The organism is Bradyrhizobium iriomotense, from assembly GCF_030160715.1.
In the GTDB taxonomy this organism is placed as follows: domain Bacteria; phylum Pseudomonadota; class Alphaproteobacteria; order Rhizobiales; family Xanthobacteraceae; genus Bradyrhizobium; species Bradyrhizobium iriomotense.
In genome coordinates this window covers 35,224-49,865 of the sequence record NZ_BSOW01000009.1, presented here as the reverse complement: position 1 = coordinate 49,865, position 14,642 = coordinate 35,224, and the positions used below count along the sequence as shown (strand labels likewise).

Annotated in this window: 9 protein-coding genes; 2 read left to right on the top strand and 7 right to left on the bottom strand. The window is 66.2% G+C overall.

Features of this window, described 5'->3' with window-relative positions:
• Positions 1 to 335 precede the first annotated feature (335 nt).
• Both QQL28_RS14495 and QQL28_RS14490 read left to right on the top strand, forming a co-directional pair.
• On the top strand, positions 336 to 2,162 hold the full coding sequence (locus QQL28_RS14495) for an aminopeptidase P family protein (RefSeq protein ID WP_284266263.1): 1,827 nt from the start codon (positions 336 to 338) through the stop codon (positions 2,160 to 2,162).
• Positions 2,163 to 2,430: 268 nt separating this feature from the next.
• Positions 2,431 to 3,708 (top strand): multidrug effflux MFS transporter, encoded by a 1,278-nt coding sequence (locus tag QQL28_RS14490; protein WP_284266261.1) that lies wholly within the window; start codon positions 2,431 to 2,433, stop codon positions 3,706 to 3,708.
• A 158-nt stretch (positions 3,709 to 3,866) separates the two neighbouring features.
• On the opposite strand, the gene ligA is transcribed toward QQL28_RS14490, so the two are convergent.
• From ligA to QQL28_RS14455, 7 genes are all read right to left on the bottom strand, one after another.
• Positions 3,867 to 6,020, bottom strand: coding sequence for an NAD-dependent DNA ligase LigA (gene ligA / locus QQL28_RS14485; protein WP_284266259.1), 2,154 nt, complete (start codon positions 6,018 to 6,020; stop codon positions 3,867 to 3,869).
• A gap of 185 nt (positions 6,021 to 6,205) precedes the next feature.
• Positions 6,206 to 7,879 carry a DNA repair protein RecN gene (gene recN / locus QQL28_RS14480; protein WP_284266257.1) on the bottom strand — a complete coding sequence of 558 codons (1,674 nt, stop codon included), beginning with the start codon at positions 7,877 to 7,879 and terminating at the stop codon, positions 6,206 to 6,208.
• A gap of 15 nt (positions 7,880 to 7,894) precedes the next feature.
• Positions 7,895 to 8,794 (bottom strand): outer membrane protein assembly factor BamD, encoded by a 900-nt coding sequence (locus QQL28_RS14475; protein ID WP_284266255.1) that lies wholly within the window; start codon positions 8,792 to 8,794, stop codon positions 7,895 to 7,897.
• Positions 8,795 to 9,040: 246 nt separating this feature from the next.
• The gene (gene lpxC, locus QQL28_RS14470; RefSeq protein ID WP_284266253.1) at positions 9,041 to 10,003 is read right to left on the bottom strand and encodes a UDP-3-O-acyl-N-acetylglucosamine deacetylase; all 963 of its coding nucleotides are present in this window, start codon (positions 10,001 to 10,003) and stop codon (positions 9,041 to 9,043) included.
• A 360-nt stretch (positions 10,004 to 10,363) separates the two neighbouring features.
• Positions 10,364 to 12,151: a cell division protein FtsZ gene (gene ftsZ / locus QQL28_RS14465; protein ID WP_284266252.1), complete on the bottom strand. Its 1,788-nt coding sequence runs from the start codon at positions 12,149 to 12,151 to the stop codon at positions 10,364 to 10,366.
• Between the two features lie 87 nt (positions 12,152 to 12,238).
• Complete coding sequence (gene ftsA, locus QQL28_RS14460; RefSeq protein ID WP_284266250.1) at positions 12,239 to 13,558, bottom strand: cell division protein FtsA; 1,320 nt, start codon at positions 13,556 to 13,558, stop codon at positions 12,239 to 12,241.
• Complete coding sequence (locus tag QQL28_RS14455) at positions 13,555 to 14,592, bottom strand: cell division protein FtsQ/DivIB (protein WP_284266248.1); 1,038 nt, start codon at positions 14,590 to 14,592, stop codon at positions 13,555 to 13,557. The genes ftsA and QQL28_RS14455 overlap by 4 nt, the downstream gene beginning before the upstream one ends.
• Positions 14,593 to 14,642 lie beyond the last annotated feature (50 nt).

Here is a 14,642-nt window from a genome sequence, read left to right as displayed (position 1 = left end):
TCGTGCTTCTCGCGCAACATCCGCTTGGCGCGGCGCTCGGCGAAACGGTCGATCATCTGGTAGAGAACACCGCGCGGTTTCTCTGGCTCGGGTGAGGACGATCCGCGGCGGAGCGGAGGCGATATCTTTTCAAACGTAAACGCAGGCATCGTGTGTCCCCTCGCCGTTGAGATGAACCACTTGCTCTTTTTGCCCTGTCATCCGGACGAAGCGCGGAAGCCGCATCCTTTACTCCACTCGACGCGAATGGAACTTCGCAAGCACAGTCTATGCCAATGACTAACGATTGCGTCCACATTGCGGAGCAATCCCCATCACCCTAAGATAGACACAGCATGTTCGAAGCTCACTTCCAGACATTCGAGGAGCCCGAAGCCGGCGTCGCATTGAGCGCGCGGCTTGCGGCGCTTCGCGAAGAACTCGCCCGCCGCAAGCTCACCGGCTTCGTCGTTCCGCGCGCCGACCAGCAGCAGAATGAATATGTGGCGCCATCGGAGGAGCGTCTGGCCTGGCTCACCGGCTTCACCGGCTCGGCGGGACTGGCGGTCGTGCTGCCGCAAGAGGCGGCGGTGTTCGTCGACGGCCGCTATACGCTGCAAGCGGCCAAGCAGGTCGATGCCAAGGCCTGGGCGGTGGAATCCCTGATCGAGCCGCCGCCGGAAAGCTGGCTGTCCGCCCATCTGAAGTCCGGCGACCGCCTAGGATTTGACCCGTGGCTGCACACTTTTGCAGCAGCCGAGCGCCTGTCCGCCGCCTGCGCCAAGGCCGGCGCCGAGCTGGTGGCGGTCGACTCGAACCCGATCGACGCCGTCTGGCATGACCGGCCACCTGCGCCAATCGCGCCGGTCATGGTTCACGCCCTGCAATATGCGGGGATCGCGGAGACGGAGAAGCTCACGCAGATCCGCAGCGACATCGGCAAGCTCGGCGCCGATGCGCTGGTGCTGTCCGACAGCCATGCGGTGGCCTGGACCTTCAACATCCGCGGTGGTGACGTCGCACACACGCCGTTGCCGCTGTCCTACGCCCTGGTGCCGAAGGACGGCCGGCCGACCGTGTTCATCGACCACCGCAAACTCTCCAACCTGACGCGCGACCATCTCGAGCAGTCCGCCGACGTGCGCGAGCCCGATGCACTGACGCCGACGCTGATGGCGCTCGCCAAGAGCGGCGCTGCGATCGCGCTGGACAATGCGACCGCCGCCGACGCGCTCAGCCGGCTGATCACGAGCGGTGGCGGCAAGCCGCTGCGCGGCGCCGATCCGGTGACGCTGCTGAAGGCGGTCAAGAACGCCACCGAGATCTCAGGGACGAAGACCGCACACCGCCGCGACGCGGTGGCGCTGGCGCGTTTCCTCGCCTTCATCGATCGCGAGGCGCCCTCGGGCAAGCTCACCGAGATCGACGCGGTGGAGGCGCTGGAGACCTTCCGGCGCGACACCGGTGCCTTGAGGGACGTGTCGTTCCCGACCATTTCCGGAACGGGCCCGAACGGCGCCATCGTGCATTACCGTGTCACCCGCAAGAGCAACCGCCGCATCGCGCGCGGCGATCTGCTGCTGATCGATTCCGGCGCGCAGTATGAGGACGGCACCACCGACGTCACGCGCACCATGGCCATCGGCGAGCCCACCGCGGAGATGCGCGACCGCTTCACCCGCGTGCTGCGCGGCCATATCGCGATCGCGCGCGCGGTCTTTCCCGACGGCACCACCGGCGCGCAGCTCGATACGCTGGCCCGACAATATCTCTGGGCCGCCGGTGTCGATTTCGAGCACGGCACCGGCCACGGCGTCGGCAGCTATCTCTCCGTGCATGAAGGGCCGGCGCGCATTTCGAAGCTCGGCACCACGCCGCTCAAGCGCGGCATGATCCTGTCCAACGAGCCCGGCTACTACAAGACCGACGGTTTTGGCATCCGGATCGAGAATCTCGAGCTGGTCGTTGCCGCCGACATCGCCGGCGCCGAGAAGCCGATGAACGCCTTCGAGACGCTGACGCTCGCCCCGATCGACCGCCGGCTGATCGAGGTGGTGATGCTGAGCAGGGACGAGCTCGACTGGCTGAACGCCTACCACGCCCGTGTCAGAGCGGAAGTGCGGCCCGCACTCGATGAGGCCACCAAGGCGTGGCTCGACGAGGCGACGGCGGAGCTGAAATAGCGCATAGCTCCGTCGCGTTCAGCGCAAGTCTCACTGCAGCCTCCCTGTCATTCCCCGCGAAAGCGGGGAATCCAGTATTCCAGAGACAGCAGTCGCATACGGAGACGCCGCAGCGTACTGGATCGTCCGGTCAAGCCGGACGATGACACCTGCTTTGTGGCGGCGACGCCGTGTCTGGTGACGGTAGATTTGCGGTGCCGGCATCACGCATGGCCGTATGCCGAAACATCCGTATTCGGCTTGCGCACGATGCGGCTAGTGTCGATCCATGCATGGCATGATGGGCAAGCCGACGCTCTCGGCGCAACAGAACCTCGCGACGTCGCGCGTGATGCTGATGTTGCTCGTCGCCATGACCGGCGTCGCGCCGATCTCGCTCTACATGCTGGTTCCGGCGCTGCCGGTGCTGGCGACGACGTTCGGTCGCGACATCTCCGTCGCGCAGATGACGGTGTCGCTCTACATGGTCGGCATCGCCTGCTCGCAGATCATCATGGGACCGCTGTCGGACCGGTTCGGACGGCGACCAGTGCTGCTCGCGGGGCTCGCGCTGATGGTCGCGGCGAGCATCGCCTGCATCTTCGCCGACAACCTGCCGCAACTGATCGCCGCACGCTTCTTCCAAGCGCTGGGCGGGGCCACCGGCATGGTGGTGAGCCGCGCCATCATTCGCGATCTCTACGAGCGCGAGCGCGTCGGCGCGATGATCAGCCTCGTCATCGCCGTCATGATGATCGCGCAAATGCTCTCGCCTTTGACCGGCGGCTTGATCGAGACCGCGTTCGGCTGGCGCGCGATCTTCTACGCCATAACGGGAGGCGCGCTCGCAATCGCCGTCGGCATCGCGCTGGCGCTACCCGAGACGCGCCGCGCCCGCGCTGCCGGCAGCGGCTTTCGTGGTGACGTCGGCAGCCTCATCCGCAACCGCGCCTTCGTCGGCTATGTGCTGTGCCAGGTGCTGGCCTCGCAGATCATCTTCACCTTCGCCGGCGGCGGCCCCTATATCGTGGTGACGCAGATGGGCCGCAGCAGCGCCGAATATGGCGCGTGGTTCGCGACCACCGGCTTTGCGTATCTGGTCGGCAATCTCGCCTGCGTGCGCTTTGCGCCGCGGCACTCGCTGGAAAGGCTGATCTGGTTCGGGCTCGCGCTCCAGCTCAGCGGCAGCGTGCTGAACCTGGTCTGGAGTTTTACGGGCTGGAACGAAGCCCCGGCCTGGCTGTTCGGCACGCAGATGATCGTGATGATCGGCAACGCCTTCGTGATGGCGAATTCCGCGGCCGGCGCGATCAGCGTCCGCCCGGAGGCCGCCGGCACCGCATCGGGCGCCATGGGCTTCCTGCAGCAGGGCATTGGTGCGCTGGTGTCGCAATTCGGCGCCTATCTCGGCGGCCACTCCGCAACGACGCTGCCGCTGACCTCGGCGATAACAGCGATCTCGCTGCTGTGCGCCTCCACCATGATCTTCGTCGTGCCGCGGCGCGATGTGGTGGTGGACGAGAAGCTGATCGAGCAAGCGGAAGAGGAAGAGAGCGGGATGATGTGAGGGGCCTACGGCATCTCCTCAATCTCGCTGTCACCCCCCGCGAAAGCGGGGGATCCAGTACGCCGCGGCCTCTCCGTATCCAACTCATGCCTCTGGAATGCTGGATCGCCCGCCTTCGCGGGCGATGACGGCGGAGCGAGAGGCGCGAGCGCGCTCTCTCACTCCCCGATCAGCTTCAGCCATTCGTCTTCGGTGAGCACCTGGACGCCGTGCTTGTTGGCTTCGGCGAGCTTCGAACCCGCACCGGGGCCGGCGACGACCAGGTCGGTCTTCTTCGACACCGATCCCGACACTTTTGCGCCGAGCCGCTCCGCCGTCGCCTTGGCCTCATCCCGCGTCATCTTCTCCAGCGAGCCCGTAAACACCACGGTCTTGCCGGCGACGGCGGAATTGCTCTTCGGTTTCTCGGCGTCGATGATGTCGACTTCGCCTGTCAGCCGCTCGACGATGCCGCGGTTGTGGCTCTCGCCGAAATAGTCGGCGATGCTCTTGATCACGGTGTCGCCGATCTGGTCCAGCGCATCCATGTCGGCAATTGCCTCCTCGTCGCCCTTGGTGACCTTGAGGCAGGCATCGTGGAACGCATCCCACGAACCGTAGCCGCGTGCCAGCGCCAGTGCCGTGGTCTCGCCGACATGACGCATGCCGAGCGCATAGATGAAACGCTCCAGCGCGATGTTGCGCCGGCTCTCGATGGCGCCGAAGAGGTTGCGCACCGAGGTCTCGCCGTAGCCCTCGATCTCCTCCAGCTTCAGCTTCGCATTGCGCTTCTGTAGCGTGAAGATGTCGGCGGGCTCCTTCACGAAGCCTTCGTCGAAGAAGTACTGAAGCTGCTTCTCGCCGAGACCGTCGATGTCGAACGCCCGGCGCGACACGAACAGCTTCAAATGCTCGGTCTTCTGGTAGGGGCAGGCGAACTCGCCGGTGCAGCGGGCGCGCGACCCCTCCTCGCCCGTCGCCGTCTCCTCGCGCACCACGTCGGTGTGCAGCGGACACGGGCATTTCTTCGGGAATTGGAATTCCTTCGCGTTTCTGGGCCGCTTGTCGATTACGACGTCGACGACCTGCGGGATGACGTCGCCGGCGCGCTGGATCACGACGGTGTCGCCGATCCGGATGTCACGGCCCTCGCGCAAGGTCTCGCCCTTGTTGCCGATGCCCCTGATGTAGTCCTCATTGTGCAGCGTGACGTTCTGCACGATCACGCCGCCGACGCCGATCGGTTCGAGCTTGCCGACCGGCGTGAACGAGCCGGTGCGACCGACCTGGATCTCGATGTCGCGCAGCACCGTCATGGCGCGCTCGGCCGGAAACTTGTGCGCGATGCCCCAGCGCGGCGTGCGCGACACGAAGCCGAGCCGCTCCTGCCAGTCGATGCGATCGACCTTGTAAACGACGCCGTCGATGTCGTAGTCGAGCTCGGCGCGCTGCTCTTCAATTGAACGATGAAACGCGAGCAGCTCCTCGACGGAGTGACAGAGCCTGGTCAGCGGATTGGTCTTGAAACCGCAGCGCTCGAACCAGTTGATCATGCCGCTCTGCGTGCCCTCCGGCATCGCGCTCATCTGCCCCCACGCATAGGCAAAGAAGCCGAGCGGGCGCGAGGCGGTGATGCCGGGGTCCTTCTGCCGCAGCGAGCCGGCGGCCGAATTGCGCGGATTGGCGAAGATGGTGTCGCCGGCGGACTTCTGCCGCTCGTTGAGCGCGAGGAAGGCCTTCTTGGTCATGTAGACCTCGCCGCGCACTTCGCAGATGTCGGGGACGTTGCGGCCCTTCAGCTTCTGCGGAACGTCGTGCAGCGTGCGGATGTTGGCGGTGACGTCCTCGCCCACCGCGCCGTCGCCGCGCGTCGCCGCAGTGACGAGCTCGCCGCCCTCATAGCGCAGCGACATCGACAGCCCGTCGATCTTGGGCTCGGCAGAGAAATCGATCCGATCGTCGGCAAGCTTCAGGAAGCGCGCGATGCGGCCGACGAAATCGCGCACGTCTTCTTCGGCAAATGCGTTGTCGAGCGACAGCATCGGCACGGCATGCCGCACCTTCTTGAAGCGTCCGGACGGCGCCGCGCCGATCTTCTGCGACGGCGATTCCGCGCTGACGAATTCGGGGAAGCGCTTCTCGATCGCGTTGAAGCGCTGGCGTAGCGCGTCATATTCGGCATCGGTAACGGTCGGCGCGTCGTCCTGATAGTAGCGCTTGTCGTGCCCCTCGAGTTCGAGGGCAAGCCGCATATGCTCCACCTTGGCCTGGGGCTTGGTGAGATCGGCGACATCGGGAAGCGTCTTCGCTTTGGATCTTGCTGCTCTTGCCATGGTGCTTGAATACGACAGACGCGGCGTGAGGGTAAAGGCGTGTGGAAAATCTCGTGCCCCGGACGCTGCGCAGCGCCATAAGCGCGTTCACGCGCGTCTTCGACGCGCTATGGCGGTGCGCTGCCGATCCGGGGCCCATGGGGCAGCATTCTGGGTCCCGGCTCTGCGGCCGGGACGAGAGAGTTCTAAGCCGTTGCCGCCCGCAACAAGCGTTCCGCAGCCGCCCTCGCCTCCGCGGTGATCTCCGCGCCCGCCAGCATCCGCGCGATCTCCTCGCGGCGGTGGTCGGCGGCGAGCGCATTGACGCGGGTGGCGACGCGCTTGCCCTTGTCGAGGGCGTCCTTGGAAATCAGCAGATGCTGGTCGGCGCGGGCGGCGACCTGCGGGGCGTGGGTGACCGCCATCACCTGCACCTGGCCGGCAAGCCGCGCCAGGCGAGCGCCGATCGCATCGGCCACCGCGCCGCCGACGCCGGTGTCGATTTCGTCGAACACCAGGGTCGGCGCCGAGCCGCGGTCGGACAGCACGACCTTCAGCGCCAACAAGAAGCGCGACAGCTCGCCGCCTGAGGCGACCTTCATCAGCGGCCCCGGCTTCGTCCCGGGATTGGTCTGCACCCAGAACTCGACGCGATCGAAACCCTGCGGTCCCGGCGCGCCCTCATCCGTCTCGACCTGGGTCATGAATTTCGCGCGTTCGAGCTTGAGCGGGGCGAGCTCGGCGTTGACGGCCTTGTTGAGCTTTTCCGCCGACTTCTGGCGTGCAACCGAGAGCTTCTTGGCAGCAGCAGCGTAGCGCGCATCGGCCTCGATCGCGGCCAGCTCGAGCTTCTTCAACTGTTCGGCGCCGGCGTCGATCAGCCTGACATCGGCCGCGTATTTCGCGGCAAGCGCTGCGAGGCCATCGACCGGCGTCGAATATTTGCGCGAAGCCGCGCGCAGCGCGAACAGGCGTTCCTCGATGCGCTCGAGCTCCAAGGGATCGAAATCGGTTGCAGCGAGCGCGGCCTGGAGATGCTGGTCGGCCTCCTCCAGCGAATTGATCGCAGCGTCGATCGCCTTCACCGCAGGCTCGACCAGCGCCGGCGAATTGACGCCGCGGCGCTCCAGCCTGCGCACCGCCGCCGAAAGAGCCGCGACCGGCGAATTGTGCCCGCCGACAATTTCCTGCGCCTCGCGCAGATCGGAGGCGATCTTCTCGCCCTGCATCATGGTGGTGCGGCGGGAGGCGAGCGAAGTCTCCTCGCCGTCCTTCGGCGCAAGCTGCTTCAATTCGTCCGAGGCATGGCGCAGATAATCCGCCTCGCGCGCGGCGCGCTCCATGCCGGCGCGATGCTCGTCCAGCGCCGTATTTATCGTGCGGCGCGCATCCCACAGCGCTTCGACCACGGTGACATCCTTCTCGAGGCCGGCAAAGGCATCGAGCAGACGGCGGTGGGTGGAGGCATCGACCAGCGCGCGCTCGTCATGCTGGCCATGGATCTCGACAAGCGCAGCGCCGACTGCCTTGAGGGTCTGCACGCTGATCGACTGGTCGTTGATGAAGGCACGGGTGCGGCCGTCGGCGAGCTGCACGCGGCGCAGGATCATCTCACCGGTATCCTCCAGCCCGTTCTCGGCGAGGATCTTGGTCGCGGGATGAGCCTTCGGCACGTCGAACACGGCCGTGACCTGCCCCTGCTCCGCGCCATGGCGCACGAGGCCGGCATCGCCGCGGCCGCCGAGCGCCAGTGCAAAGGCATCGAGCAGGATGGATTTTCCCGCGCCGGTCTCGCCGGTCAAAACCGCAAGGCCGGTCGCGAATTCGATATCGAGCCGTTCGATCAGGACGATGTCACGGATCGACAGACGCGCCAGCATGGAACCCCAAATTTCCTAGCCGCCGAGGCCCATCTTCTTGAAGGTCCTGCTGATCCAGGACCCCTGATTCTCGCTCGGCTCGAGACCGCCGGATTTTACAAGATTATAGGCGTCCTTGTACCAGCGGCTGTCAGGAAAATTGTGCCCGAGCACGGCGGCCGCGGTCTGTGCCTCGCCGACGATGCCGATCGCCATATAGGCCTCGGTCAGGCGGTAGAGCGCTTCCTCGACATGGCGCGTGGTCTGGTACTGCGTGACCACGGTCTTGTAGCGGTTGATCGCGGCCGTGAAATCGCGCTTCTGCGCGTAATAGCGGCCGACGGACATCTCCTTGCCGGCGAGCTGGTCGCGCGCGCCCTCGATCTTGGCCTTGGCGCTGGCCGCATATTCGGAGTTCGGATATTTGCGCACCACCTCTTCGAGCGAGGCGATCGCCTTCTCGGTGCGGGTCTGGTCGCGGCTGATGTCCGGGATCTGGTCGTAATGGGACGCCGCGATCAGATATTGCGCGTAGGCCGCGTCCGGGCTGCCGGGATGCAGGGTGACGTAACGGCTGGCAGAGCCGATGCAGCTGTCATAGTCGCCGGCCTGGTAGGACGCGTAAGCCGACATCAGAAGCGACTTGCGGGCCAGGTCGGAATAGGGGTGCTGCCGGTCGACCTCCTCGAACTTCTTGTTCGCCGCCTTGATGTCCTTCTTCTCGTTCATGAGGTACAGGCCCTCATTGTAGAGCTTGTCGGCCGGCTCCTCGACGAAGGTGTCGTCCTTGGCGGTGAACTTGTCCCACAGATCGCCCGTGCCGCAGCCGCCGAGCGGCAGCGCGAGCGCGAGGAACGCGGCGGCCTGCAGCAACCGTCGCGCCGGGGGCGCGAGCGAAGCCGTGAATGATTCGCGCGTCATACGCTGTGCTGACATGAATTTAAGACCTGACGCCCTGTGATGCGCTGCCCGCCACGCCATGACCCCGCCATGGCCGCGAAATCTGTTTGCCCGTACTCCGGCGCCCTGCCATGCGACCCAAGCCGGTGTAACCCAAAAACGATCGTTAACGTCCCGGATAGGCAGGCATTTCGCCCGGATTAAGGCGACGGTGTGCCGATGCTAATCGATCATGGTTACCAGGACCTGCGCGGCTGGGCCAAAGCGGCCCGAATCAGCCTTTCAGGACACGTCCGGCCCGTAGGCGGCGGCAATCCGGCCACCCACGATACCGCTGCCCACCTCGACCACGGGACGCGTGGTGCGGCGAGCCGCCTCACCCTCGACCACCCGCCAAGCGGTCCGATCGGCAAGCAGCGCGGTCAGGACGGCGTGGTTGAGCTTGTGGCCACCGCGGACCGAGCGGTAGGCGCCCAGCAGCGGCAGGCCGGCCAGTGCCAGATCCCCCACCACGTCCAGCACCTTGTGGCGCACGCATTCGTCGGCGTAGCGCAGGCCTTCGGTATTCAGCAGTCGCTCGTCGTCGAACACGACGGTGTTCTCGAAGGAGGCGCCGCGCGCGAAGCCCGCGCCCCAGAGACGCGCCTGATCGCACATCAGGCCGAAGGTGCGGGCCCGCGCGATCTCGCGGCGGAAGCGCTCCGGGCTGAGCTCGAACGTGTAGGCCTGCCGGCCGATCACGGGATTGGCGAAATTGATCTCGACTTCGGCGCGGAAGCCGCCTGCGTAAGGCCGCAGCTCGCCGAAGGAATCACCGATCGCAGCCGAGACCGGCTTCAAAATCTGGATGAACCGGCGCTGCGCCGACTGGCTGACGATACCGGCCTGGTCGATCGCCGCAACGAACGCCGCCGCGCTGCCGTCCATGATCGGAACTTCCGGACCGTCGATCTCGATGGTGGCGTTATCCACACCCATGCCTCGCAGTGCAGCAAGCACGTGCTCGGCCGTCGATACCAGCGCACCGTCGCGGTCGCCAAGCACCGTCGCGAAATCGGTTGCGATGACCTGCTCGGCGGTGGCCTGCACTTCGCGGTCAGAACCTTCGAGGCCGGTGCGGACAAAAACCAAGCCTGCATCGACAGGTGCAGGCCCCAAGGTCAGCGTGACGGGGAGACCGGAATGAACGCCGACGCCAACCACGGTGGCCTGCGCGCGAAGCGTTGTTTGCCGACTAAATTTCATCGGGAACTGCCCACCCTACGACCCACTGCGACTTATACTGGACTGAACTGGCCGTCCGAGGCACCAGCTCGAATCTCCGTATCCCCAAGTCACGCGCAGACCATAGTCACTGCCCCAAACAAGCCAACTCACGCTTTTTTACCAATTGTTACCCCAACTCTGCCGCATTCGGGCGTGGCCTGATCCAATTTGCGCCACGTTTGGAGCCGGTTCCGGCAACTTTACTCCACCACGGAATACATAATTAATCATTGAAAATCAGTTGGTTGCTCTCGCAGCCCGAGATTCCGCAGAGCAAAAGCAAAGGTCCCGGCGAACGTTTCGCCGGGACCTTTTGGGTTGCCTCGATTGTAACAATCCTCACGTCGCCTGCCGGCGCAGGAAGGCCGGGATATCAAGATGGTCGTCTCCCTGTGGCGCCGGCGCAACAGGTGCGGGGCGGCCATGTGCGTCCAAACCTTGCGGCGGGGGTCGGCGGGCATACTCTGATACCGGATCACTGGCGGCGACCTGCTGAGCCACGCTGCGCTGCGGCCTGCGGTCGGGCAGCGGCGGCATCGCCGGACCTGCGGTGCGGGCTGTGACCGGCGGCTCGCTCTCCTCGTCGCGTCGGCCAAGGCCAACATTGGCAAGGCGCTGCAACAGCGACAGGCGGGTCTTCTGAGTCGGCTCGTCCTCGGCCTCGCGGCCTTGGCGAATCTCGGCCTGGGCCGGCATCGGCAGGTCCTCGAGGCGCGGCATCCGCGGCGCACGCAGCGGCGGACGCTCCGCTTGCGGCGGGATGAAGGTTTCCGGCGTCATCGGCTCCTGCATCGCGACGGGCGCTGCTTCCGGCTCGGGGAACAGCGAGGGCTTTTGCGCGATCGGACGCACGGTGACGTCGCCATAGGTCTGGGGCGCCGGGGCGTGCGGCACTTCGGGAGCCACCGCGGCGGCAATCGCAGCCAGCGCAGCCCGCTCGACATTGGGACGCGGCGCCATGGGAGCGGCAGCGACCGGTGCGGCCGCCGCCGGCGGGATCTGCGCTTCCAGCTTCTGGGCGCGCTCGGCAAGCCGCTGGTTGTCCGCGCGCAGCCGCGCGGTGAGATCCGCGAGCCGGGTTTCAGCCTGGGCGGCCGGAGCCTGCGGGGCGGCAACGGCAACGGCCGGTGCGCTCGATGCCTGGCTGTTGCGGGCGATCGCCGCCTGCTCGATGCCGGTGGCAACGACCGAGACGCGGATCAGGCCGTCGAGGGCTTCGTCGAAGGTGGCGCCGACGATGATGTTGGCGTCCTGGTCGACCTCCTCGCGGATGCGGGTCGCGGCTTCGTCGACCTCGAACAGAGTGAGGTCCTTGCCGCCGGTGATCGAGATCAGGAGGCCCTTGGCACCCTTCATCGAGCTGTCGTCGATCAGCGGGTTGGCGATCGCGGCTTCAGCGGCGGTCAGCGCGCGCTTGTCGCCGGAGGCTTCGCCCGTGCCCATCATCGCCTTGCCCATCTCACGCATCACGGCGCGGACGTCGGCGAAGTCGAGGTTGATCAGGCCTTCCTTCACCATCAGGTCGGTGATGCAGGCTACGCCCGAATAGAGCACCTGGTCGGCCATCGCGAAGGCGTCGGCGAAGGTGGTTTTCTCGTTGGCGACCCGGAACAGGTTCTGGTTCGGAATGATCAGGAGCGTATCGACGACCTTGTGCAGCTCGTTGATGCCCGCTTCCGCCGTGCGCATGCGGCGCCCGCCTTCGAAGTGGAAAGGCTTGGTCACGACGCCGACGGTGAGGATGCCCATGTCGCGCGCGGTCTTGGCGATCACCGGAGCGGCTCCCGTGCCGGTGCCGCCGCCCATGCCGGCGGTGACGAACACCATGTTGGCGCCCGAGAGATGGTCGCGCAGCTCGTCGATCACCTCTTCCGCGGCAGCCGCACCGACGTTCGGCTGCGAGCCGGCGCCGAGGCCCTGCGTGACCTGCGTACCCATCTGCACGATGCGCTGCGCCTTCGACATCGTCAGCGCCTGCGCGTCGGTGTTGGCGACCACGAAGTCGACGCCCTGAAGGCCAGCCGTGATCATGTTGTTGACGGCGTTGCCGCCGGCGCCGCCGACGCCGAACACGGTGATTCGCGGCTTCAATTCGTGAATATCAGGAACGTTGATACTGATGGTCATGGTTGCCTCTCGATCACGCGCGCGTGGGTTCGCCCCGGCCGGCGGCCGCGGGAGTTGGTGAAAATCCGGGAACGTGGAAACGAGTCATCAGAAGCCCTCGCGAAGCCATCGTCCGACCTTTCCGAAATAACCGCCGGTCCCTGTCTTAATCTGCCGCGTATGCCGCGGTTCGACATGTTCAAGGTGAACATATTGCGGGTAGACCAGGAGCCCGGCGGGCACCGCGAAGGCGGCGTTCTTCGCCTCATTGGGCAGCCGGCCGAAGCCGAGCGGGCGGCCGATCCGCACGGGACGGCCGAGAATTTGCGTGCCGAGCTCGACGAGCCCGGTGAGCTGCGAGGCGCCGCCCGAGAGCACGACGCGGCCCTTGGGCTCGGCCGCGAAGGGCGACTCCTTCAACTTGTCGCGGACCATCTCGAAGATTTCCTCGGCCCGGTGCTTGACGATGTTGGCAATGGTGGCGCGGGAGACGATCTGCGGCAGATCCTGCTCGTCGCCGGCGGTCGGCACCGACATCAGCTCGCGCGAGTCCGATCCGCCGGTGATGACCGTGCCGTTGAGCGTCTTGATCCGCTCGGCGTCGGCGATGGTCGCCGACAGTCCGCGCGCCAGGTCCATCGTGATGTGATGGCCGCCGACCGCAAAGCCTGCCGCATGCACGAAGCGGCCGCCGGAATAGACGGCAATGGTCGTGGTGCCCGCGCCCATCTCGACGACAGCGGCGCCGAGATCGGCCTCGTCGTCGGTCAGCACGGAGAGGCCGGCGACATAGGGGCTCGCCGCCATGGCTTCGACGTTGATGTGGCAGCGCTCCACCGCCAGCATCAGGTTGCGCGCCACGGTGGCGTCGCAGGTGACGACGTTCATGTCGACGCCGAACTGGCGCGCAACCATGCCGCGGGGATCGCGGATGCCCTTGACGCCATCGAGCGTGTAGCCGACGGGGAGCGCGTGCAACACGGTGCGGCCCTCGCCGGTGGCATGGCGCATGCCGGTGGAGGTGACACGATCGACGTCGGCCGGCGTGACCGCGCCGCCGCGGATGTCGGCGGCAGCCTCGACCATATGCCCGGCGAGCCTGCCGCCGGAGACCGACAGCAGCACGGATTCGACCCGTACCTTGGCCATCTTCTCCGCAAGCCCGACGGCCTGACGCACCGCCTGCTCGCATTCGCCGAGATCGACCACCGCGCCGGCCTTCATGCCGCGCGCCTGGATCTGGCTGTAGCCGGTCAATTCCACCGCATGGGTGCGGCCGCGCAGCGCCTCGCTCGGCGCGGACGGCTTCAGCCGCGCGATCATGCAGGCGATCTTGCTGGTGCCGATGTCGAGACAGGCGACGAGCCCGGCGCGCTTATGCGGCATCGGGCGGGTCTTCGGCGTCTGGGTGCGATCGAGACCGGTCATGCGGAATCACCGGCCTTCTTCTTGGACTTCTTGTCCTTGAACAATTCTTCGCGCGCCTTCGCGGCGTCGTCGGAGAGCTGCACCACGAGACGATCAGGCAGACGCATGTCGACGGCGACGATGTCCTTGGAGAACAGCTTCTCCTCCTTGTCGAGCCTGGACAGGGCGGCAAGCGCATTGCCGACATCCTGCTCGGGGAGCCGCACGTCGAGGCCGTCCTTCAGCCGCAAATTCCAGCGGCGCTCGCCGATGAAGATCGCCGCCTTGGTCACCGACTGCACCTGCGGATAGCGCGCGAGCAGCGCGAGGAAATCGCGCGCCTGGGTGGCGGCGCCCTTGCCGACCACGAGCGGCAGCATCAGGAAGCGGCGCGAAACATAGGGCTCGAGCACGGCGCCGTCGTCGGCGATCACGGAGAGCCGGCCAGCTTCCTGCCACAGCGCGAACGCCTTGCGCTCGGTGATGTCGATCTGGAGCTGGCCCGGATAGAGCTTCAGCACGGTCGCGTCCGCGATCCAGGGATTGGCCTTGAGCTTGTCGCGCAGGCCGTCCGCGTCGAGGAACAGCAGCGAGGAGCGGCCGCTGACGCCGCCGATGGCGAGAATCTCGTCCTGGCTTAGCTGCTTGCGGCCGTTGATGACGACGGACGTGATGCGGAAGCCGGCAGAATTGGCCAGCGCATTGCGGGCATCGCTGACCGCGGCGATGAAATCCTGGAGATGGCCGCCCTTGACGATGCCGAGGCCGGTGGCGCCGGCGAGCAGGATGACGGTCAGGCTGATCCCGACCCGGCGCGGCAGGAAGCGTTCAACCAGCGCAACGATGCGCGGCGTCGGCTCGCGCTCCGGAACGGCCTTGAAACTGGCCTTGGCGCGGGCGCGCTTGTCCAGGAGCTTCTCTTCGCGCTTGTCCTGACGCTTCTGCTCGATCCACTCGCGCAGAAGCACGACCGCTCCAATAGCGGCCGCCTTCAGGTCAGCTTGGGGCCTCAGCGATCGAAGGACCGACCGGGTGAGGTTGCCTGCACCATCCATTGCACGAGCCCGTCAACAGTTAGCCCGCGGAAATTTCGCGGGTTCTCGCG